Annotated in this window: 14 protein-coding genes and 1 riboswitch; of the genes, 3 read left to right on the forward strand and 11 right to left on the reverse strand. The window is 53.5% G+C overall.

Translation table 11 applies throughout. The annotated features are described in order from the left end of the window. Positions 1-23: 23 nt before the first annotated feature. The 6 genes from ACFFK0_RS20295 to ACFFK0_RS20320 form a co-directional block, all read right to left on the reverse strand. Positions 24-6248, reverse strand: a complete 6225-nt coding sequence (locus tag ACFFK0_RS20295; protein ID WP_377472163.1) for an Ig-like domain-containing protein — start codon at positions 6246-6248, stop codon at positions 24-26. An 84-nt stretch (positions 6249-6332) separates the two neighbouring features. Then, positions 6333-7889, reverse strand: coding sequence for an ABC transporter substrate-binding protein (locus tag ACFFK0_RS20300; protein ID WP_377472164.1), 1557 nt, complete (start codon positions 7887-7889; stop codon positions 6333-6335). 192 nt (positions 7890-8081) lie between these two features. Beyond that, positions 8082-10400, reverse strand: coding sequence for an AraC family transcriptional regulator (locus ACFFK0_RS20305; RefSeq protein WP_377472165.1), 2319 nt, complete (start codon positions 10398-10400; stop codon positions 8082-8084). A 45-nt stretch (positions 10401-10445) separates the two neighbouring features. Continuing rightward, a complete protein-coding gene (locus tag ACFFK0_RS20310; protein ID WP_377472166.1) occupies positions 10446-11321 on the reverse strand; it encodes a carbohydrate ABC transporter permease in 876 nt (291 codons plus the stop codon). Between the two features lie 15 nt (positions 11322-11336). After that, complete coding sequence (locus ACFFK0_RS20315; protein WP_377472433.1) at positions 11337-12260, reverse strand: ABC transporter permease; 924 nt, start codon at positions 12258-12260, stop codon at positions 11337-11339. A gap of 211 nt (positions 12261-12471) precedes the next feature. Next, entirely contained in the window at positions 12472-14526 is a 2055-nt protein-coding gene (locus ACFFK0_RS20320) for an EAL domain-containing protein (protein ID WP_377472167.1), read from the reverse strand. Positions 14527-14566: 40 nt separating this feature from the next. Continuing rightward, positions 14567-14653, reverse strand: a riboswitch (cyclic di-GMP riboswitch). A 120-nt stretch (positions 14654-14773) separates the two neighbouring features. Here ACFFK0_RS20320 and ACFFK0_RS20325 point away from each other — a divergent pair. After that, positions 14774-14923: a hypothetical protein gene (locus ACFFK0_RS20325; RefSeq protein WP_377472168.1), complete on the forward strand. Its 150-nt coding sequence runs from the start codon at positions 14774-14776 to the stop codon at positions 14921-14923. Positions 14924-15007: 84 nt separating this feature from the next. On the opposite strand, the gene ACFFK0_RS20330 is transcribed toward ACFFK0_RS20325, so the two are convergent. Beyond that, a complete protein-coding gene (locus ACFFK0_RS20330; RefSeq protein WP_377472169.1) occupies positions 15008-16276 on the reverse strand; it encodes a DHH family phosphoesterase in 1269 nt (422 codons plus the stop codon). A gap of 216 nt (positions 16277-16492) precedes the next feature. Between ACFFK0_RS20330 and bcbE the strand changes: the two genes are divergently transcribed. Continuing rightward, positions 16493-17770 carry a bacillibactin exporter BcbE gene (gene bcbE / locus ACFFK0_RS20335; protein WP_377472170.1) on the forward strand — a complete coding sequence of 426 codons (1278 nt, stop codon included), beginning with the start codon at positions 16493-16495 and terminating at the stop codon, positions 17768-17770. Between the two features lie 65 nt (positions 17771-17835). Here bcbE and ACFFK0_RS20340 read toward each other — a convergent pair whose 3' ends face one another. Beyond that, complete coding sequence (locus tag ACFFK0_RS20340; RefSeq protein WP_377472171.1) at positions 17836-18579, reverse strand: lipase family protein; 744 nt, start codon at positions 18577-18579, stop codon at positions 17836-17838. A 174-nt stretch (positions 18580-18753) separates the two neighbouring features. Between ACFFK0_RS20340 and ACFFK0_RS20345 the strand changes: the two genes are divergently transcribed. Continuing rightward, on the forward strand, positions 18754-19332 hold the full coding sequence (locus ACFFK0_RS20345; protein ID WP_377472172.1) for a hypothetical protein: 579 nt from the start codon (positions 18754-18756) through the stop codon (positions 19330-19332). Positions 19333-19390: 58 nt separating this feature from the next. On the opposite strand, the gene ACFFK0_RS20350 is transcribed toward ACFFK0_RS20345, so the two are convergent. The 3 genes from ACFFK0_RS20350 to glgA all read right to left on the reverse strand — a co-directional run bounded on the left by ACFFK0_RS20350 (position 19391) and on the right by glgA (position 21907). Next, a complete protein-coding gene (locus ACFFK0_RS20350; protein WP_377472173.1) occupies positions 19391-19981 on the reverse strand; it encodes a CPBP family intramembrane glutamic endopeptidase in 591 nt (196 codons plus the stop codon). A 165-nt stretch (positions 19982-20146) separates the two neighbouring features. Then, the gene (locus tag ACFFK0_RS20355) at positions 20147-20332 is read right to left on the reverse strand and encodes a hypothetical protein (RefSeq protein WP_377472174.1); all 186 of its coding nucleotides are present in this window, start codon (positions 20330-20332) and stop codon (positions 20147-20149) included. Positions 20333-20473: 141 nt separating this feature from the next. Continuing rightward, positions 20474-21907 (reverse strand): glycogen synthase GlgA, encoded by a 1434-nt coding sequence (gene glgA, locus ACFFK0_RS20360; RefSeq protein ID WP_377472175.1) that lies wholly within the window; start codon positions 21905-21907, stop codon positions 20474-20476. Between the last annotated feature and the right edge of the window lie 15 nt (positions 21908-21922).

Below are 21922 nucleotides of genomic sequence, written 5' to 3' on the forward strand. Positions count from 1 at the left end.
CGGAATTGAACAGAACAGGACTTCTAACTTTCGAAGTACGCATAGCCGGCAAAAGCGGCCCCCAACAGCTGAAATGCCGGCGTACCCTGCGCGGAATCCCCTTTCCACAGCGTGAAGGATGCAACGGTATGCCGCTTGCTGTCGGCTGTCGATTTACCAAGCATAAATCTGACCGTGTAGACAGCCCCGCTCCGCGCATCGGTTGCCTTCCCTTGAACGAACATGGCGTTATCGGTGATGACGAACCAATCGGTCGCATTCATCCGCAAATCTATACCCTGCGGTTCGGCATGAAATCTTAACGTCTCCCGCAGCACACCTGTAGTCTTGTGATACGCCCGACTCGCGTTGACATGCAGTTTACTTGCCCTGCCGCCGAAGATGTTCTGATCTCCATTCAGGGCAAGCCACCCATCCGCTCTCGCGGTCCACGTGTTTGGGGCATACACGGCAACGGCAGCTGTCGACTGAGCAGCTTTCAGGAAGGGGTTGCTCTGCAGCGTTGTCGTCACCTTATACAAGCCCGGCTGCAGGTCAAGGCTAATCGACGCGATCCCGGATTCATTCGTGAACACATCTTCCTGAAGCACGGCATCACTGTACGGAGCCTCTGTTCCGTCCGGAGCGATGCGCTGGAGACTGAATCGAACCGGCACTCCTCCTGTTCCCCGCAGCTGGCCCCCTCCATCAAGGCCGACTTTGACTTCCAGCGCAGTCGGAGATGCCGACGCCGACGCAGAAGTACCCGTATACTGCATCAACGCCTCCGCTTTAGTTACCGTCAACACACCGGTTCCTGCTCTTCCGCGGAAGAAAGCGGAATCGTTACCCGCAAACTCCGCCGTCACTAGATGCTCCTCCGCATCCGTGCTCAGGCTAGCTCCGACGTTGACCTGGTAAGCCAACGAGGCAATCCCCTGTTCATCGGTCATAGCGTTCCCGACCGGTGTCCCGTCCAACCGGAACTTTACCGTCTGCCCTGAGATCGGTTCTCCGCTTGCACTGGCAAGCTTCGCCCGCAATGCAGCGGTACTGCCGTAGATTCCAGCCGTATGCTCGGCCGTCAGTACAGTCGTTTCATAAACCGTGAATGGTATCGCAGACATCGAGCGATTCCCCGCTTCGTCTACCGCCGTAACTACAAGAACATGTGACCCTTTTTGCGTAATCGGCATTCCTTCCGCCCATTCCTTGCCATCGACGGTTACCGTTACGTTCACGGCATCGCTGACATTGTCCTCAACGATGACAATCGGGGTCACGCTGTTCGTGTACGATTGTCCTCCCGCAACACCTTGCACAGAAATGACAGGAGGACTCGTATCCGGAATAACGTAAGCCGACAATTCCATAACTCGCATTTGGCCGCCGGACTGACTCGGTCCATCAGGCTTGGCAGCGCGGACAGCGGCATATCTGACTGCAACTGCAGGCCGAAGGTCGGTCATGTACGTAACGTCGCCTTTCGTGCCTTTGAACGTATCGATGACAGTCCAATTAACTCCATCGAGCGACGTCACAAACTCGAATTCCGTAGCGTACAACGTCGTGCCGAACGTAACCTCCATCGTTCTGAGCGGCTGCGGACTGCCTAGATCGACCCTGTAAGCCCAGTCGTATCGACCGGTCGCTTGCGCCCCTGTGTACATCAGACCGTCATTACCGTACGTAGCGGCCGCGACCGAATGCGTCGCCAATACGTTCTTTAAATCGAAGGTGAACGCTTGCGACGGCCGGTTCAAGACAATGTTCACACCGCTCCTCTCCACAACCTGAACTACGGCATCGGCTTTATGCGCTCCGTCATAGGTTGCGGCGGTGACCGTGGCCGATCCCGGCTGTATACCTTGAACATGACCAAACTCGTCGACGGCAGCTACAGCCGGATTGCTGGAGCTCCAATATACGCTCTTATTGACCGTATCCGGCGGCGAGACGACCGCTTGCAGCTGCGCCGTATCTCCAAGCGTGACGTTCAGCTTGCTTTTGTTGATGGAGATACCGTTCGCCCGCTGCGGCAGCAAATACGTATTAACTTCGAATTCCGCGACCCGCATCTGACCGCCGAGCTGGGAAGGCCCGTTAGGCTTCAGCGCTCTTACTACGGCGTAGCGGCCGGATATCGGCGTATCCATGATCTTCGTATACCGGGTTCCGCCTGTAGTTCCTTGATACGCAGCGACTACGTTCCAGTTCAATCCGTCTTTGGAGAGCAGAAATTCAAACTCATTCGCATAAAGTGTCGGGGCGAACGTCACGGACATCGAATGGACCGTCTGGATGTCGCCTAGATCGACTTGATAGCCCCAATCGTATCTTCCTGTCGCTTGTGTGCCAGTATTAATGTTTCCGTCGTTGCCGAGCTCAGGTCCCGCCCCTGCGTGTGTGGCCAGCCTGCCTGTCAAATTCGGGTTAAGCGCTTCCGCCGGCCGCTTCAGCGCACCGTTGACCGTGATGAGATCTTCGAAGCGATCATATACAGACAACGACAGCGAAGCGTTACGATCCGGCTGTGCGTTTCCGTTCACGAGCGCTTGCGCATGAATCGTCGCTTTGCCATAAGCGCGAGCCGTTACGATTCCATTCGCATCAACGGTTGCCACCTTATCGTCGCTCGACGTATAGCGGATCGTCTCGTTGCGGTTCGTTCCCGTTACGCGAAGAGGCAGTTCGCTGCCCGCTTGAAGCAGATTGCGATCGGCCTCCAGCCGAATTGGGAAATGGTCGCCAATGCCGATATCGACTTCCGAGTACGCTGTATTCGTCATCACTTCCACATTGTGCGAAGCGTGCGCGGCGCCGACATAGAACGTGCCGCCGAAATCGATCTGCAGGGTGCCTGCTTGCGCCCATCTTGCTTCATCTGATTTCCAATAATGCGCAAGCACCAAACCGCTCTTGTATGTCAAACGAATGCGCGCAGGCAATACAAGATCAGGCGTTTCGAAAAAATCGGTATGCTCCCCCGCCGATCTCCGATAGGTGAAAGGTACCCGCTTGACCGGCAAACCGTCGCTCGAATGGATCCGGTAGTTGACATTCGCAGAGCCCGGTTCGAGCGATTTCCGGAACATAAGACCGGCCAGCGTAGCCGGATGAGCGTTATCCAGCGAGTAGACGGTCGTTGCGATGGAGATGCCCTCCGGATAATCGTCCATGTTGATCCGCTTATACACAAAGGCAAATTGGTCGCTCGTCTCGAAAATATCCAAGCCGTTGCTGCGCACCTTCCACTGGCCGTCCGAGTAATGTGCCGAACCGTCGGCGCCTCCAATATTGGCAAATTGCCAATCAGCAGGGTATACATCGATCTTCGTTTCCGCAGATCTCTCTGCGCCCTCAATGGAGATCTTCGCCGAAATGGTTGTCTGACCGGCCTGAAGGGCGGTTATTTGACCGCTCCCGCCGACGACTGCAACGTCAGGATTGCTGCTAGTAAACCGCTTTAACGTGAATTGAGAAGGATCGGCCTCATACCCCGAATCGTACCAAGCTCTCACATACAGCACAGCCGATTCGCCCGGGTGCAAATAAGGCTTGTTGACACCCGCTTCAATACGTGCGAGCTGTTCGCTGTACACGGTCATCTCGGCGGACTTGCTGACCGCGTGCTCTCCTGTTCCGGCAGACGCCGTTATCGTCGCAGCGCCAGCCGTCTTGGCAAGAACGATTCCGTTCGCATCTACATCGAGGACTTCCGGATTGCTGGAGGTGAAAGTTACGGTCTCAGGACCGTAAGGAACGATCATGCTGGTGTTCGTCACCCCGTACAGAATCGCCGGACGGCTCCTGCCCGCAGCCAATCGATTGCCGCCAACAGCAAGCTGAACGTCTGCAAAAGGCTGAACGTCAATGTGGAGTTTACCTTGGACGGCGCCGTTAACCGTGATCTCAGCAACACCTGCAGACATTCCCGTCAGAATACCTTCGGCACTAACAAGGACTGCTGGAGACGAACTCGCTGCCGTTCCTCCATTGAGCGCAGCGGCCAGCTCGAAGCCGGGCATCAGCGGAACGGCCTTGCCCTTCCGGTATACTTCAATCTCGGCAATGGCCATTGAACCATTTACCGCCGTAACCCGAATATTCCGCACTTCTTTGCCGAATAACGGCACCAGGTTCCTGCCGCTTCTTCCGGCCGTTTGGTCCAGCAACGTCTCCCATATTCCGCTGCCACCGGCTATTTCAACCTTGAATGCGGCCGGCGCAGCGCCGTACGGAAACGTAATGACGGCGGCATCGGCATCTCCGCGGTAGATCAAATCGACCGTCAACGACCAGCCCTGCACAGACAGCTGCGGTTCGATAAATGTAGTCAAATCACGGTCCAATACCATGTCCGCAGCAACGCCTTCACCCAGATCCAGCGGCTTGCCCGCTGCGTCAAACGCATAAGCGGCGCCCCCCTCCGTTAAGCTCCGATCCGGCTGCAGCTCCAGCAAGTGATAGTAGGCCGGCTCCAGACCGGCTTGATTCATGAGGGATAACGGATACGTTCCGGGCGGGGAAACGATATTATTTTCCACCACGCTGTCTGTCTGCCTCATTAAATTATCTTTGTCGTTATCCCAGTAGTTGTTGCGGATGACATGGTTCGTACCGGTTGCAATCATATTCATGCGGTTGTTGAACATAATATTCTGTTCGATCGTCGCATACTTGCTGCCGGCGTCGAGATAAATCGAGCCGTAGTCATGCTGCTGATCATGGATGACGTTGTAGCGAACCTGATAATTTCTTTGTACGCCGAGCGAATAAATCGCGCCGCCGTCGTTGAGCTCTTTCATCAAATGATGGATATGATTGTATTCGACGACGTTATCTTTGCTTACGGACGGATTGTTCACCGGGTCGGCAAGCCCCCAGCCCCAGCCAAGAGATATGCCGGAATACGGCAGGTCGAATATTTCGTTGTGCGTAATATGCGTATTCTCCACATACCCTGCCCACAGAGCAACCCCACCCCGATATTCTTGGGCAATGCGGGTAAATACATTGTTGCTCACCACGTTGTTCTTCACAATACTGCGCATATCGGCCGGATGATGATCCTCCCGCTTCACATCGCCCAGCATCAGTCCGTTTCCGGCAATATCCTTGAAGCGGTTGCCTTCAATCCGATTGTCCCGGCTTCCCGTATCCAGATTCAAACCGCCCGCTCCCAAGCGGGTAAACAGATTGCCCTTGAACGTAAGCGCCGCTGCCGAGCGGAACGTTACTGCTGCAGGAATCTTTGTGTCGTCATCGGGAGTACCTGACAGCGGATTCTCGTTGCTGGTCAATAGGTTCGCCTGAATTTCTCTGAATCCAAACGGCCCTGAAGGCTGCAGCCAGGTTGAATAAGCGAATGTGATACCTTCGAAGCCGATCGAGGAAATCGGATTGTCAAGTGTCCCTTCCCCAGCCACCAGAGTGTCCAAGAGCGGCATGACCGTTTCCGCAGAAGCCATATCTTCACCAGGCCGCGGAATGTAATAAATGTAATGATTTGTCACATCAAGGTACCACTCACCGGGCTCGTCCAGCAGCTCGTAAGCGTTTTCAATCCAGGCCGGCAAACCGAGCTTGATGCCTCGACCTTCCTCTCTCCAGCAAGGCTTCTTCATGGCGATGCTGCCGCTCTCAATGGAAGCGACGGTACAGCGGCTCTCCACCCATTCCTTGCGGTACACGAATTCGATCCGATCGATATTGCGCCAGTTCTGCATCGACAAATCTGACGTCGTATGCCCGGCTTCCGTCTTCACTGCGCCGGGCAGCTCGCCCCCTTTGGCACGAATGGCACGCTGGCCGTTCACGAACAGCTGCCGGCTGTCCCAGGCGGGGTTCACCGGTGCTCGAAACAGACCTTTGGCTTGATCGAACATTTCCCAGCCTGTAATCGTTCGGCCGCCGCTGATGACCGGAGTTTCGCCCGGATACGCCTTATAGTTGACGCGATATCCGTTACGTCCGGAATCTTGCGGTGTCAGCGCGAACGTTTGCTGGAGCTCGTACGTTCCTCCTCGCAGGACGATGTCGACATCCCCGGTCATTGTCCCTGTGTACGTACGGGCGACGTCCCGCACCGTTTCCAATGAACACGGCGCATCCAGGCTGCAGCTAAGCCCTCCGCCGGACGGAGCGGCATACAAAGTGACCGCCGAAGCCGCGTGTACGGTTCCAAGCCCGGCGGTCAACAACCCGCCATCCAACAAAGCCAAACCTAATACGACGGAGAGAATACGATACAATCGACGCTTGAACACGCAGCGTTCCTCCCTATGACCTTAGAGCCAGACGTCACAGCTGCGCCAAATCGGACGCGGCCATGGCGTCTAGCTATCAGCCATTTATTTGGACTTTCTCCATTCATCGATCTGCTTCTGCTTCTCAGCGATAATTTTGTCCGCTCCCGCTTTCTTCAGCTTATCCAGGAATTCCGGATATTTGGTTTGCGGATCTGCGCTGCCGGTCATCAATGCGCCGCTGTATTCCTTCCAAACCGAGCTGACCTGAGCAAGCTCCGATTTGATCGGCTCCGGATTGAAGTTAAAGCCGAGCAGCGGCGACACTTCGCCTTCGGCATTCATTTGGATCGTCTTCTCCCAATTGCCGACGCTTTCCGGAGACGTATAGTATCCGTTAAATTGATTGCCGAACATCCAGTCCGTCGACGGATTGTAACCGCTGTCAGGAATTTTCTCGATCAGCCCTTTCGTTTTGTCGACCATCTTGTAATGCTTGCCTTCGATGCCGTTGCACAGCAAGTTGTACAAGTCTTTGTCCGTATTAATGAGCTCGAGGAACATCATCGCCCGCTCCGGATTTTGGGACGTCTTGCTGATTCCGGTCATCGTCGCAATCGCCCGATTCGTCGTAATCAATGGCTTCGAAATCGGCTTCACTACGATTTCCACACCGATCTTTTGCTTTTCCGCATTTTCCACTCCCGGAGGCGCCGGACCGTTAATCGATAGCAGCAATTCCGTCTTGCCCGCTTTCTGGTCGGCCAGCCGTTTCTCGTCCGTATAGAGAACGGCATCGGGCGGTATAAAGCCTTTCTTGCGCCAATCGTAAGTCGTTTCGATCAGCTCTTTAAATTCCGGGCTCTCGTATTGGTTCACAACCTTCAAGTCTTTGTCGTTCAGCCGCACCCAACCGACGGAAGCGTCGTCACCGACCGAATCAAACCCGAAAAACGGAGGCGCTTGCGTAAATTTATTTTCGCCGCCGTGATAAGCCGGCCACTTCTCTTCCCACTTGGCCAAATACGGCTCGACATCCTTAAGCGACTTAATGTTATTGATATCGATCTTGTACTTATCCACCCACATCTTCGGCATCGATACACCGTACGCCATCGCTACGATCTGCCAGTTAATGGCGCCGTAGATTTTTCCGTTGACTCTCGTTGCGTCCCAAATTTTGGCCGGCACTGTCGCTTTAAGCGTAGGCGCGTACTTCGCCAGCAAATCATCCAGAGGCAGCAGCGTCCCTTTCGCTACGTTCTGGAAATAGTTGTTTTTCCACGGAGCCGTAAACACAAGATCGTAGGGCTCTCCCGAAGCGGACTTGATATTCATTTTTTGATCGAACGCTGCGAAGTCGATGGCATTCAGCTTCACGGTCGCATTGATTTTGGCTTTGACGATTTTGTTCATCTCAGCCTCGACGAGCGGCAAATCCTTCAAGTTCTGTACATTGGCGGCAAAATAATACTGCAGCTCCACCGGCGGCAGCTCCGCGCTCGCCTGCTTCGTCTCCCCCGCTGCAGGCGCTGGGGCGGGCGCCGGTTCCGGCTTCGTAGCCGCCGGAGCGCCTCCGCTGCAGCCGCTCAGCCATACGGCCAGCATCATGATGAGAGCGAGCACTCCCGACCCTCTTCCTGCGTTTCGTCGCTTCTTCATGTGTACATCCTCCCTCTACCTTTGGTCGCCGACGGACTACTCCGAACCCGGCAACGCCAATATAGGGCAAATATTACGCCAAATAAAGGATAAAATCGTAACAAAACAGTAAAATTCGAATATGCCGCCGGGTAAAAACCGATGCCGCGGACGAAATTCAAACCTCATGCATAGCTCAGCCAAACGGCTCTCCTACTTGTCGCTATGAATCTTGTTCAGCACATAATTGACTCTGTATTCCTTGAGCGACACGCCCATCTTCTTCTTGAACAGCGTATAGAAATATTTGCCGTTCTCCACACCGATCTCATCGAGCAGCGTATGGAGGGGGATGTTCCGCTGAAGTCCTTCGATCGCCTTGTTCATGCGAAGATCTAGAATGTAATCTGCGATCGATTGATTGTACGCTTCCCGGAACACTTTGGAGATGTACACCTTGGAATAATTGAGCCGGTCGGCAATCGTGTCCAGGCACAAATTTTTATCGGAATAATTCGCTTCGATCATGTCCGCGATCGAGGTTGCGAGCACGGATTTGCGGCTTTCCTTGCGGGATTTGACGATATCGGCCGTTTCCTTGAACAGCTCCTTGAAAAACAGCTTCATCTCGTCGATCGTTTCGATCTGAGAGCATTGCTTCAGCAGGAACTGGAAATTCAGCCGATAGTTGGCCGCAGCGCTTCCTTCAAGCGCCTGCAGCGTTCGATACACGCCATACAGCAAATGAAACAGCTTCGTAATGACAATGTCGTACGTGTACCCTTCCAGCTTGCCGATCAACTGGGAAAATACTTGCATAGCTTCTTCCTGCTTGCCTTGGATCAGCGCTTCGTGCAGAGGCTCCTCGTCCTGCGCCGTTAGTTTATAACCGGCAGAAGTATAGGCGGCCAGCACGGCGGCGTGGGTAACGATACATTCGTGACCGTAAAAGAAACGGTATTGCGACAAGTTCATCACCTGATGGTACGCATCCGCAACGTCATCGGCACTGTACACCGCTTCCCCGATCGCTGCACTGATCGACAAATGCAAATTACTCCTGCACCACGCCTGCAGCTCGCGAAACACCGTCTCGAGCGGCAGGGCGCCGCCCTCCGACGCGTCTGCGGGCAAACGAAGCAAGCAAATCATATGGTCGCCGCCCATATCCACCGTTTCGCACGGGCAGATGCGGCCGATCATCTCGGAGGCCGAGTTGCCGATCGCATACCGGAACAGCTCCTGATCTTTCTCTACATACTTCGCTGCAAACGACTGCCACCTGTCAATTCGAATCGCCGCGAGCTGCCAGCCACCCTCCTCTTCCATCAGGCGATACGTGCCGGGAAAAGCGCCCAATCGCTTCGCCGGCATGTTCTTGTTCAGCAGCCATTCCTTCAGCAATTCATTTTTGCGTACAGCCATCGATTTGCGGGTAACGGAGTACGCCTCCGAGAACATTTGGTCCAAATACGCCACTTCGTCGCGCAGCGCACCGCCGGCTGATGACGGTTCGGTCACGTTCCGAATGTTGCGAATCAGCCGCAGGTAGCGGGCAGACAGCTTTCTGGAGACGAGTACCGAAACGATGACGCCGGCCAGCAGCACCGTTACCGATACGCCTACGGTAATATTGCGTATGCTGCGCAGCTTGGCCAAGCTCGTCTCGTAAGACTGAATATGAATCACCTTCCACGGCAGTGCATCCGCCCCGACGTAGGTAACCGTCACCTTCCGATTTCCTTCCTGATCGATGAATGCTCCGCTCCGGCCCTGTTCCCGCATCACACGGGCAATCATCGGACGGGACGACGCATCCTCCAGAAATTGTCCCTGCATCGTGCTGACCACCGTGCCGCGTTCATCGATCATGAGCGTCTCGCCGTCCGCCAGTGTTCCCCCGTCGTTCAAAGCGGTCATCATGTCCTGCAAATATTGGCTGTGTATATTGACGATAATAGCCCCTTCGATACCCTCGCTCTCGGTGTACATATCGTACAGTACATACGTATATACGCTGACATCGTTTGCCGACGCATACGGCGAACGGAGCATTCGCGGAATCGGAAATAACGGTTTGACCGACGATTTCATCAGCTCTGCGGCTTGACGGTCATAGAACTGCGCTTCGTCATTCATCGTTTCGGGACCTGTCGATAAGAAGCGGTTCATTTTTTTGTTATAAATATAGACGGAATGCACGTAGCTATTGGATTGAACGATATTTTTCAATTTGCCGACCGTCTTATGAATCGCCTCGTAATCGTTCGAGTCATCATACATGAACGCGGTGTTCGCGGGGTCGGCATACAGCGTCCACAGGAAATTGACCGCCGTGCGGTTCATGACTTGGGCGCTGACGCTCGTTTGCGATAAAAACTTCGCATTCGTCTGGGCAATCGTCTTCAGCGTCTCATTCGACGTAATCGTATAGAGCACATAGGACAGCACCATGATGACAACGCTAAGCAGGATCGAGAAGAACAAGAGCATCTTGGAAAATGTGCTGAGCGACCGCCAAATTGTGTTCATCTCCAGTACCCCCTTCGAGAATGACCGCCGGGGTGCCCGCTTCCATTAGCCTTTCACGGCGCCGATGACCATGCCCCGAACAAAATATTTTTGGAAAAACATATACACGAAAGCTACAGGTCCGATCGTCAGCACGGCCATCGCCATGCGCACCGTATCGGACGGAACGTCCCGCAGGCTGCTGTCCGAATTCGGATTCATCAGCATGTACTCGATATTTTCTTTCATCATAATTAACAAATACTGGAGTGAAATCAAATTTCTATCTTCAATATATAGCAAACTGCTAAACCAGTCATTCCAATAATTCATCGTCGTGAACAAGCCAATGGTCGCAAGAATCGGACCGGACAGCGGCAAAATGATGCGGATGTACATCTGCCACTCGGTGATCCCGTCCAATGTGGCGGATTCGATCACCGCTTCGGGGATCGTTTGGAAAAACGTGCGGGTCAGCAGCACATAGAACGGGTTGATCAACGCAGGCAAAATCAATGCCCATATCGTATCCTTCAGATGCAAATATTGCGTGACCAATATATATAACGGCACCAGTCCTCCGTTGAAGAGCATCGTGAAGAACACGTAAAACGAAAGCGGGTTCTTATAGGCAAAATCTTTGCGCGACAGCGGATAAGCGAGCAGCGACGTGATCAACAAGCTGAGCAGCGTGCCCAGAACGGTAACGGCGATGGTCACTTTGTAGGAAGCGAGAAGCTGGTCCGCATCCTTGAGCACGAGCCGGTACGATGCCAAACTCCATCTGTCGGGAATGAGCCGGAAGCCGTTCAGCGTAAAGGCGGACGACTCCGTGAACGAGGCGGACACGACAAGGACGAGCGGAAGAAGACAGGCTAAACAGACCGCCGTCATGAAACCGTACAAGCCGATAAGGCTGAACAAATGCCGGTTGGATTTCACGTGAAGCCCTCCCTTCTAAAAGAGTGCGTTGTCCGCATTCACTTTACGGACGAAATAATTGGAGCCTAACACGAGCAGAAAGCCGACAATCGATTGGTAGACGCCTGCGGCGGATGCCATCCCGATATCGCCAACCGTTCGCAGCATGCGAAACACATACGTATCGATAACGTCGGTCGTCGGGTATAGCTGTCCGATATCCTGCGTTACGTTATAGAACAATCCGAAATCCGCATAGAAGATACGGCCGATCGAGAGAAGTGTCATGATCGTAATGACCGGTACAAGGCACGGCAGCGTAATATAGCGAATTTGCTGCAGCTTGCTCGCTCCGTCGATTTTCGCCGCTTCGTAATATTCCGGACTGATGCCGATTATGCTGGCCAAAAAAATAATCGACGTATATCCTGCCTGCTTCCAAATCACGGTAATCGTTAAAATAAACGGCCAGTAGGCCGGTTCAGTGTACCACGAAACGGCCTCCCGGTCGAACGCGGCGAGCACGTGATTCACGAGACCGCTCGCAGCCAGCAGCGCGAACACCAAATAGCCGACTAGCACCCAGGATAACAAATGAGGCAGAAACAGTACCGATTGATAAATGCTGCTCATCCAGCGGCTCTTGATCTCGTTCATCACGATCGCCAAGGCGACGGCCGCCACTGTCCCGAAAGCGATGAAGGAGAAGTTCAAGGCAAGCGTGTTGTACGTAATCCGCCAAGCATCCTGGCTGTTGAACAGAAATTCGAAGTTGCGCAGCCCGATCCACGGACTGCCCCAAATCCCGTCGACTGCGTTGTAATTTTTGAAGGCGATTACAATACCGAACATCGGAACGTACGAAAATACGAAAATGCAAAGCAGCCCCGGCAGCGCCAGCAGGAGCAGCGCCTTATTTTTGTTCAGCGTCTTCGCCGCCCTGCGTAATGCCGTTTCCATCATCCCCGTCACTCCTTTCAAAGGATTCGTCAAGCAGCCTTATCATACAACCTTCACGCAGCGCCACCCACCTCAAATGCATGAAGCAAGGACAAATTACGATCTTGAAACGGACAATTTACGAAACAACGGATAAAAATCGAACACAACGCAAAAAAACGCCGGCAGGACGTCTGAATTCCAGCTGTCCACCGGCGGTTCTTATGTTTGATTAGGATTGCGTTGTTACGCCGTACTGAAGCAGCTCTTTCAATTGCTCGCCCGGAACCGGCATACCGAGTGCGTAGCCTTGTCCGCCGTCGCAGCCGAGCTTCCGAAGCAGTGCCATCTGTTCTTTCGTCTCTACGCCTTCAGCCACTACTTTCACGCCGAGCTTGTGGCAAAGGTGAATAACGGCGTCGACAATGGCGCAATCCTCCTCGCTTTCGGTCATCGAACGAATGTACATTTTATCCAGTTTGAGCACGCCGAGCTTGATAGACTTGATGCTCTGCAGCGACGAATAGCCGGTTCCGAAATTATCGATGGTTATCGTAACGCCGGCAGCCTGCAGCTTTTTCAGCACTTGAATATGCTTCTCCTGCTTCATCGTATGCTCGGTCACTTCCAATTCCAGACACGACGCATCCATTTCGGTTTCAGCAAGTATGGTCATGACCTTCCCGACGAAATCCGCCTGTAAAATTTCTTGCGGGGATACGTTGACCCCCATCCGAAGCGGCGGCAGCCCGAGCTCCCGGCATTCCCGGGCTAACCGGCAAACGGAACGAAGCACCCATTCGCCGATCGGTATGATCAAATTCAATTCCTGCGCCAGTGCGATGAATTCGGACGGCTTGATCAAGCCGAATTCGGCATGATTCCAATGCAGCAGCGCCTCCATACCGATAATTTCCATCCGGGTCAAGTCGATTTTCGGCTGATACAGCAGGACGAATTCGCCCCGCTCCAGCGCTCCAAACATGTCGGTCTCCAGCCGGAAAGCCTTGAAGCACTCCTCTTCATAATGCGGCTTGTATCGCATTACGGTATTCACGGCTTTCTTCCTGGCCCGATGCATGGCGCTTTGAGCCCGGTTCAGCAATGTACCCGCGTCCGTTCCGTCCCCGGGGTATGTGCTGATGCCGGCCGCTCCCGACAGCACCACCTCATACGGACCGATCGGAAACGTCCGATCGAGCGACCGGAAGAACAACTCCGCTGCGGCGTAGAGCTTTTGCGTATCCGCTTCCTTGCAAACGATGCTTATCGTATAATCTCCTGTCCGGCATATCAAATCTGCGTTCGGCAGCAGCTCGGCCGCGCGCTCCGCGAACAGCCGCAGCGCTTCGTCGGCAAGCGATTGCCCGAGCGTATCCGCGATCATATCCAGCGGCATGGCAACGAGGGAAACGATGGCGATGGGAGGCTGCGGCTGCTCCGCGAGATTGCAGCCGGTCCGGAAATATTCCTCCAGCATCGTCCGGTTCGGCAGCCCTGTAGCCGGGTCATGCAAAGCCATGTGACGGATCTGATCCTTCATCAGCTTCTGCTCAGTCATATCGAACGCAATGCCAGTTAACGATACGATATTTCCGTCATTGTCGAGCTCCGGAAAGACGCGGTCGTGAATCCAGCGAATTTCGCCTTGACCGCTAATAATACGGTACTCATGTACGATAGAACGACCGCTTTGCAATTGACCTTGATTGGCCATGACTGCGGCATAGTCGTCAGGGTGGATCATTTGCTGCCATAGGTCCGGCTCGGAATAAAAAGCTTGCACCGGATGACCGTATACTTTTTCCGCCCCCAGAGACAATTGCAGCAGCTTTCGGGTTCCAGGCTCTACCGACCAAATCGCCACATTCAGCGTTTCGAATATATGCTCGAGCTGAAGCTTCGATTGAATGAGCTCCTTCTTCAAAATTTGGCTCGACGTAATATCTCTCGAAATGACATGGATGCGAGGGTGCTTGTCCCCTTCGCTGTAACATAAAGACAACACGATTTGCAGCGATTTCCGCTTGTCGTTCTTCGCCATTACATCAACATCGATGGAGCGAATTTCGCCTTGCTTCGCCTGCTCGAGCGCCCGGCGAAACCGATTCCGATGCTCGGGCACGACCAAGTCGGCGAAAGGGATTTGCAGCAGTTCTTCGCATGTATACGAAACGAGCTTGGACAAGGCCGCGTTCTGCTCCTCCACCATGCCCTGCTCGTTCAAGATGAATAACGGATACGGGAAACCCGTAAGCCATTTTTCGTGCAATAACCACGTTCTCATGCTGCCGCCCTCCAAGAAGAAATAAAAAAACCGATGATCATTCGGCAGCTGGCTGGCATCGCGGACATCCGCCTTAGCCCCTGTAGCTTTGCGTCTCAAGCTTTCGCCTGGTTTGCTCTTATCGCGATTCGGTTATCATGGTTTGCTTGTACATATTCAACACAGATCGGCTTTCTCCTTCCGTGCATGAAAAATCTTCGGGGCGGCTACGCTAACGTTATTCCATAATGAACAGGCAGGTGTAACGATGAAGCAATCCGAGCAATCGTCCAACCGCAGCCAAGAAAATCAAGCACTTCCTCCCGAATTTGAATTGCCGCATAAGTTGAACGATTCGGAGGCAGGCAAAGGCTGGACGGCCTTTGCCGATCAAGAGGAATATGTAGACGAGCCGTAAGTGCAGTCTGCCGCACTTGAAGTTACGAAAAGAACCTTCGCCTCCCTTCTTAAAAGGGAACGAAGGTTCTTTTCCATGTTTCATTTATGCATATACAAGCTCCCCATCTCGGACAGCCTCTTGCGCGGGCGCTGCTGCAGCGGCAGATCCCGCCATCCGCTTCGTTTGCGAGTCCGTCACATAGTCGCATAAATATTTGACAAATGCCTCGTCCCGGGCCAGCCATGCCGCATAATGGCGCTTCACATGGCGCTCGGCCGCCGCGAATGTCGGGAACGACAGCTCGAGCCTTTCCCCGTTCTCCTCGATGTGCCATTCCCCTCCCGATTGATAAATCCACAGCCGGTCGTCCTGGCGGTTGACATAGAGACTGCCATGCACATTGTCCTTCACGTTGTACGTATTGCGGAAAGCGTCGGGCTGCATCGGCTCGATCGCGAACGGCTCGGCGACATAGATGCGGTACAGCTCTTCGCTGAGGTTACAGCCGGCCGCCTTCGAGTGACCGCCTCCGCCGTACCTTCCGGCAATTTCGGACACGTCGATGCCGTCGTGCACCGTACGCAGACTAACCTTGCGCCCGCCCATATTAAGGATGACGATATAATCGAGATGGGCGTGTTCTTTGCCCAGCTCGTTGCCGAGCTCGGAATGGTACGATTCGGCATGGACGATGCCGATGCATTCTTCTCCTACGTAGGTTTGTACCATTTCCCGTCTTTTGCGCCTGACGTACCTTTCGATCCGTTCTTCTTCGATCTCCAAAATTTTGGTCTCGAAGTCGTCGAAGAAAAACTCGTCATGCTCCTGAAGCCTTTGCACCATTTTCCCTTCGAACTCATCGATCGATACCATGTAAAATAAGTCATTCAGCCGTTTGGCCATCTGATTGCCGAGTCGTTCCCAGTCCCACGTATCATATTGACGGACAAGCTCGACGAACTGCGCCAGCGCTTGTGTAGGCTGCAGATGACCTTTCTCCACCAAGTGTTCATAAAACAACGATGTCGCGCATGCGGGACGCCCGTCCGTATACTCCACCTGTACAAAGCTCCAATGATGCCGGTTCAGGTGAAGCGCGGACTTATGATGATCAATCAGCCGGATCGTTCCGCCGGCTTTGGCGTATGCGGTCATTCGCTCTTCATTATCGCTGTTTACGGACAGATCGGTGATAAACACCTCAGCCGGCCGCTTCTTCGCCCCGTTCATCTTTGCCAGAAACCTCTCAACCTGAGGGTTCAAGCTGGATACGGAATTGTAACGGATATCCGCCTGCTCTCCGAATGCGCATCGCGCGACGATCCCGCATCCGACTCCATCCAAATCGTTGTGGGTAAACACCAAGATCACGCTGTCGTCCCTCCATATTCTGCGCAAAAATCAACACGTGCCTGCAGCTTCGTTTCCGCGGCGCACCACCTAGAATTCCCTCGCCTAGCCGCGTTATCCTTGGGATCGTTCTCGTATAAATCGATGCCGAATGACACACAATCTGATATAGCAATGCAACCGGACCACCGGAGTCATGTTAGGAATGAACATCAATTGCCGGGAAAGGTGGTCGCTATGAAGCCGAAGAAGTGGGACCTCATTTCACTTGCCTCTATCCCACTCATCATGACACTGGGAAACTCGATGCTGATCCCTGTGCTCCCGTTGATGGCAAGAGAATTGGCAATTACTTCGCTGCAAGTGAGCATGTTCATTACCGTTTTTGCCGTTGTGGCTATCCTGTTGATTCCGATTGCCGGTTATTTGTCGGACCGTTACGGACGGAAGAAAGTAATCGTACCAAGTTTAATTATTACCGGGGTCGGGGGAGCCGTCTCCGCTTTGGGGGCTTGGCTGCTGAAAGACGGCATGGCCTATTGGACGATTGTCGGCGGACGATTCCTGCAGGGCATCGGTGCGGCGGGCGCCGCCCCAGTCGTTATGCCTTTGATCGGTGATATGTTTAAACGGGAAAGCGAAGTCAGCCACGGTCTCGGCGTCATCGAAACATCGAATACGTTCGGCAAAGTGCTGAGTCCGGTGCTGGGCGCGGCGCTCGGTTCGGTGCTGTGGTATTTACCCTTCGTCTCCATCCCTGTATTCTGTGCCGTATCCGTTCTGCTTGTCCTATTTCTCGTCAGGTCGCCGAAGATGAAGGAAAGTCCGCCGAAGTTCGCCGAGTTCCGCAAATCGGTTGCCGCTATTTTCAAGCAGAAGGGCCGCTGGCTGTATGCCATATTCGCCATCGGCGGCATTTGCATGTTCGTCGTGTTCGGCGTGCTGTTTTACTTATCGTCGAATCTCGAGGATACTTTCGGAATAACCGGAATTACCAAAGGATTGATATTGGCGATTCCAACGGGGGCCCTATGTTTGGCCTCTTATGTGACCGGTAAATTTATCGGCTCAAACAAGAAGCGGATGAAATGGGTGAATTTCTTCGCCATGGTGCTCGTGACCGCTTCGATCTTTGCCATAGCCTGGTTTGATAACATCATATTCGTCATAGCATCGCTTGTGCTTGGCGGTGCGGGAATCGGCATCTCGCTGCCGTGTCTGGACGCCCTGATTACGGAAGGCATTCAGAAGGAGCAGCGCGGTACGATATCCTCGATTTACAGCTCCGTCCGGTTCGTCGGCGTGTCGCTCGGTCCTCCGGTCGTTTCTTTGCTGATGGGCATTTCACATTCCGTCCTGTTTCTCACGATTGCCGGACTGTCCGCTTTTGCAGCGCTGCTAACATTGGTAGCGATTCGCCCGCAGGAAAAGAACAACAAATCGTCCAAGCCTCAACCGCCGCGGGAGCGGAAAAACAGGGTATTCGTTATGCACAAACGCGAACCGGCGCGATAACCCTTATAGACACAGCAAAAAACGCCGATGGTTATGCGCGGCGTTTTTATTTGCCCGTTCAGCCGTTAAGGCAGCAGTCCAGGATTTTGCTTGCGAAGCTTGGCGTATGCTTCCGGGTATACCGCTTCAAGTGCGGCAGCGTAATGGCGCATCTTGTGATTGCCCAGCCAATTGGAACGGTTAAAATGAACATACAGTGCACGATTCACATGAACATAGGCGAATTCAGCCCCTAAGGCCGGGGGGAACGCCGTAATGACGTCGCGGACATTTTCGACCCGGACGCTGAGCGGTACGAGCCGATCATACTCGGAGGCGAACTGAATGTCGCCCACCTTCGGAGAACCGAATGTATACACGCAGGGCTTGCGAAATCGCGTATGCAGCGCAACATCTACGGCTGCCAGCGTTGCGAGCGCTCCCCCCATACTATGCCCTGTTAGAATCAGCTTCTTATTCGGCGAAAGACGTCGAAGGGCATGCATCAGCGGAGAACGAATTTGATGCTGATACAATTCGATGAAGCCGCGGTGAACGAAGCCGGCCTTCCGGCTGTAAGGGTAAGGGACCGGCTGCAATTTCAAATCCGTTCCCAGATCCCGCAAGCCGTCCGTACCGCGAAACGCGGCAATGATCGTTCCAGGCGCTTCGATGACGTAGCCGCGGTACCGGGAGGATCCGAGCGAAGCGACGAGACGATATCCTTTTGCCAACACGAAGCTCCCTTTGCCGCGCAGCTGCAGCACCGCTTGATAAGCCGCACCGCAAGCCAACACCGTCCATTGTCCCCGAAGCTTTGGCGTTCGCATCCTCCGTCCCCCTTCCGCTTTTCATCGATGCCTTAAAGCATTGTATGAGTTACGAAGACAAACAGAAACGTTCTGCTGCCTAAAGCAAATCTTAATAATGTTTAATACATATCCAATATTTGTCTAACAACTCGGATCTAAAATGAGACTTGTCCCAAGGAGGAGGTGTGTGATATGAAACAGTTGAAAATTAAAGCGCACGGATTGACCTTTGATACTCCGGTTGTAAACAGCAATGCCGTGTTTTGGGAAATCAAGGAACCCGAGTATGCCCGATTACGGAACGGTGAGCAAGTAGCGTTAGTCGAGAGGGGTACGGAAGTGCCGATGCAAGTCATGAAATGTCCTCGCCGCGATGTCATATTGACACCGCTCGGCTGCGACCTGAACGAGATTTATCGGGAAGACAGCGGTATCGATGAAGAAGCCTACAACAGCGAGGAGCTGATATTCGACTCCTATCGCTTAAATACATTCGGTGTTCTTAGCGGCAAGCAATTCAATCATTCCGTCCGGATCGTGTCGATCAGCAAGCTCGGCATCGGATTTACGATATCGAAGTTCATGCTGAACTTCGACGAGACGTACCGGCTGAACGTCATATGCGACGAAGAACCGATCAGCCTTCAAGCTTCCATACGGTATGCCCATCTTATCGAAAAAGGCATTTATTACTCGGCCGCCATCAAGTCCATCAAGCCTCGTGATTTGGAAGTGCTTCGTTATTATACGGCCAGCCAGCAGCTGCGGTAAGCCGGAAATGCCAAAACGCCTCCCTGCCTTCATGAGAAGGTCGGGAGGCGCTTATGCTTCAGCTTCTTAACGTTGTAGCTAAGATTGCAATAAAATTAATCGAACAGTGCGTCAAAATCGACGGCGCGAGCGTGCCGTGCTTCTTATACAACCAGCACATCATCCAGCTGACGACCGCGTACCCGAGAAATCGCTCCCAGCTCAAGTGAGCCGCACCGAATATGACCGAAGTAACGCCCGCCGCCGCCCAGAACGGCAGCTTGCCAAGGAAAGCGCCGAAAATAATGCGGCGGTAAAAAATTTCTTCGGCTATCGGCCCGAGGACGATGACGTGAAACACCATAATCGGAAACTGTTCGGTCAGCTGGTCCGTCAGCGAAACTTCAGGCCTGAATAACAGCGTACATAGAGCCATAGCATAAATCGAAATTTGCAGCGCCAGCGCGTAATCCTTATACATCCCCTTATTGCGGATCAGCCGGTTCCAGTCGGTGCCAATCCATTCATCCTTCAGCAAATAAATCATAAGCGGAATAATGATCGACGGGACCAGCCCCATCATGTACTTGCTTGGTCCGATAAGCAGAACGCCCGGACCGACTCCAAAGAAGAATATGATACAAATACTGACGTACCGCAGCCAAATCAATGGTGGTGTCCCCTAACTTATCGTGATGTACATGCGTATGCGCGAAAGAGTTCTATGGATAACTATAGCGCACGCCTATGAAAAGCACAATAAGTCCATGCCGGGCGGCAGAAGCCGAACGGACACGGACTTATTGGATGGATTCGCATGCACGCATCATGCTCCTTATTCGGTCTCTTCTGCAAGTCTGAACATGAAGTAGCTGCGGCAGCTGTTGGTAAAGAACAGCCGGTCGTCAGCGGCTGACGCCGGTACTTCCGACATAAGAGCTTCGCTCCCGAGCTCGCCATGACTTCTTTCGGAGCGGCGCGCATCGGCACCTTGCTCTCCGTGTTTTTGAATGTCGGCCATCGCAGATCACCCTTTCGAATATTCCTATATGTTACATTGTATTATAACAGTATCGATTTAACAACTTCTGTTATATATCAATTTTTCTTATGGGCAAAAAGAAAAGAGACGATCGTCACATCGTCTCTTATCATCATGGATTTACTCCGCTCTTCGCTCTTCGTACAAATCGATATACTGCTGCGCCGACCTTTTCCAGCTGAAGTCGAGCTTCTTGATGTTGCGGTGAATATGAGCCCATGCTTCATGATCGTTCCGGTAAAAATACACTGCTCTCCGAACCGTATGCAGCATATCGTGCGCATTATAATTCGCGAAGGAAAAGCCGGTGCCCTCTCCGGTAAATTCATTATACGGCTGCACGGTATCCCGCAAGCCGCCGGTCTCGCGGACAATCGGCAAGGTGCGGTAGCGCAGCGCAATCAGCTGGCCGATCCCGCACGGCTCGAATTGCGACGGCATCAGGAACAGGTCGGAGCCGGCGTATATCCGGCGCGACAGCCCGTCATCGAACCGGATTTGCGCCGACAGTTTAGCCGGATATTCCCGAGCCGCCCAACGGAACAGCTCCTCGTATTGATGCTCTCCCGTGCCGAGAATGACGAACTGTGCATCGAGCGAAAGCAGCTCGCTAATGACATGGCGCACAAGATCGAGGCCTTTCTGCTGCACGAGCCTGGTGACCATGGAGATAACGGGGGTTTCAGCGCTGACCGGCAGGCCGAGCTCCTCCTGCAGCTTCAGCTTGTTCTGCTGTTTTTTCGTGAGCGAATCGCGGTAGTTAACGACAAGATGCGGATCGGTCATCGGGTCGAATTGTTCATTGTCGATGCCGTTCACAATGCCGTACAAGTCCCCGCTCCGATAGCGCAGCAAGCTGTCCAGGTACTCGCCGTAATACGGAGTTTGAATTTCCTCCGCATACGTGCGGCTCACCGTCGTCAGCACGTCTGCAAACTGCAGCCCGCCCTTCAGGAAGCTTCCCCCGCCGTGCAGCTCGAGAGCCGTTCCGGTAAAGTAGCCGTCGTCCAGCAGAAACAGCTCCTTCATTTGGTCGATCGGGAACACGCCCTGATATTTCAGGTTGTGAATCGTCAGCATCGTCTTTATGCCGTGGAACCATTCACCGCGCTGGAACTGCGCTTTCAGCAGCACCGGGATCATGCCCGTCTGCCAGTCGTGGCAATGAATCCAGTCCGGCTTGAAATCAAGATGCGGCAGCGCCTCCAGCACCGCCTTACTGAAGAAGCCGAACCGCTCCGGCTCGTCCCCGTACCCGTACAGGCCGGGACGGCCGAAGTAATATTCGTTGTCTAGGAAATAATACGTAACTCCTTCGTATTGAAGCGTTTGAATGCCGCAATACTGTTCGCGCCAGCCCAGCCGAAGGGTAAAGTTCGTGATGCCGGTCAGTTGTTCCTTCCAAGTCTGCGGCATATCGGCGTACTTCGGCAGCACGACTCGTACGTCGATGCCTTGCTTGAGCAGTTCCTTAGGCAGCGATCCGATGACGTCGGCGAGACCTCCTGTTTTGATGAAAGGGACGGCTTCCGATGCCGCGAACAATACTTTCACCCTGAACACTCCTTA

Origin of the sequence: Paenibacillus chartarius (genome assembly GCF_042432825.1) — a bacterium.
Classification (GTDB): domain Bacteria; phylum Bacillota; class Bacilli; order Paenibacillales; family NBRC-103111; genus Gordoniibacillus; species Gordoniibacillus chartarius.

Coding starts and splice junctions, on each gene's coding strand:
- ACFFK0_RS20300 (WP_377472164.1), bottom strand. CDS start 7,889: ATGAAGAAGCGACGAAACGCAGGAAGAGGGTCGGGAGTGCTCGCTCTC.
- ACFFK0_RS20305 (WP_377472165.1), bottom strand. CDS start 10,400: ATGAACACAATTTGGCGGTCGCTCAGCACATTTTCCAAGATGCTCTTG.
- ACFFK0_RS20315 (WP_377472433.1), bottom strand. CDS start 12,260: ATGGAAACGGCATTACGCAGGGCGGCGAAGACGCTGAACAAAAATAAG.
- ACFFK0_RS20320 (WP_377472167.1), bottom strand. CDS start 14,526: ATGAGAACGTGGTTATTGCACGAAAAATGGCTTACGGGTTTCCCGTAT.
- ACFFK0_RS20325 (WP_377472168.1), top strand. CDS start 14,774: ATGAAGCAATCCGAGCAATCGTCCAACCGCAGCCAAGAAAATCAAGCA.
- bcbE (WP_377472170.1), top strand. CDS start 16,493: ATGAAGCCGAAGAAGTGGGACCTCATTTCACTTGCCTCTATCCCACTC.
- ACFFK0_RS20340 (WP_377472171.1), bottom strand. CDS start 18,579: ATGCGAACGCCAAAGCTTCGGGGACAATGGACGGTGTTGGCTTGCGGT.
- ACFFK0_RS20345 (WP_377472172.1), top strand. CDS start 18,754: ATGAAACAGTTGAAAATTAAAGCGCACGGATTGACCTTTGATACTCCG.
- ACFFK0_RS20355 (WP_377472174.1), bottom strand. CDS start 20,332: ATGGCCGACATTCAAAAACACGGAGAGCAAGGTGCCGATGCGCGCCGC.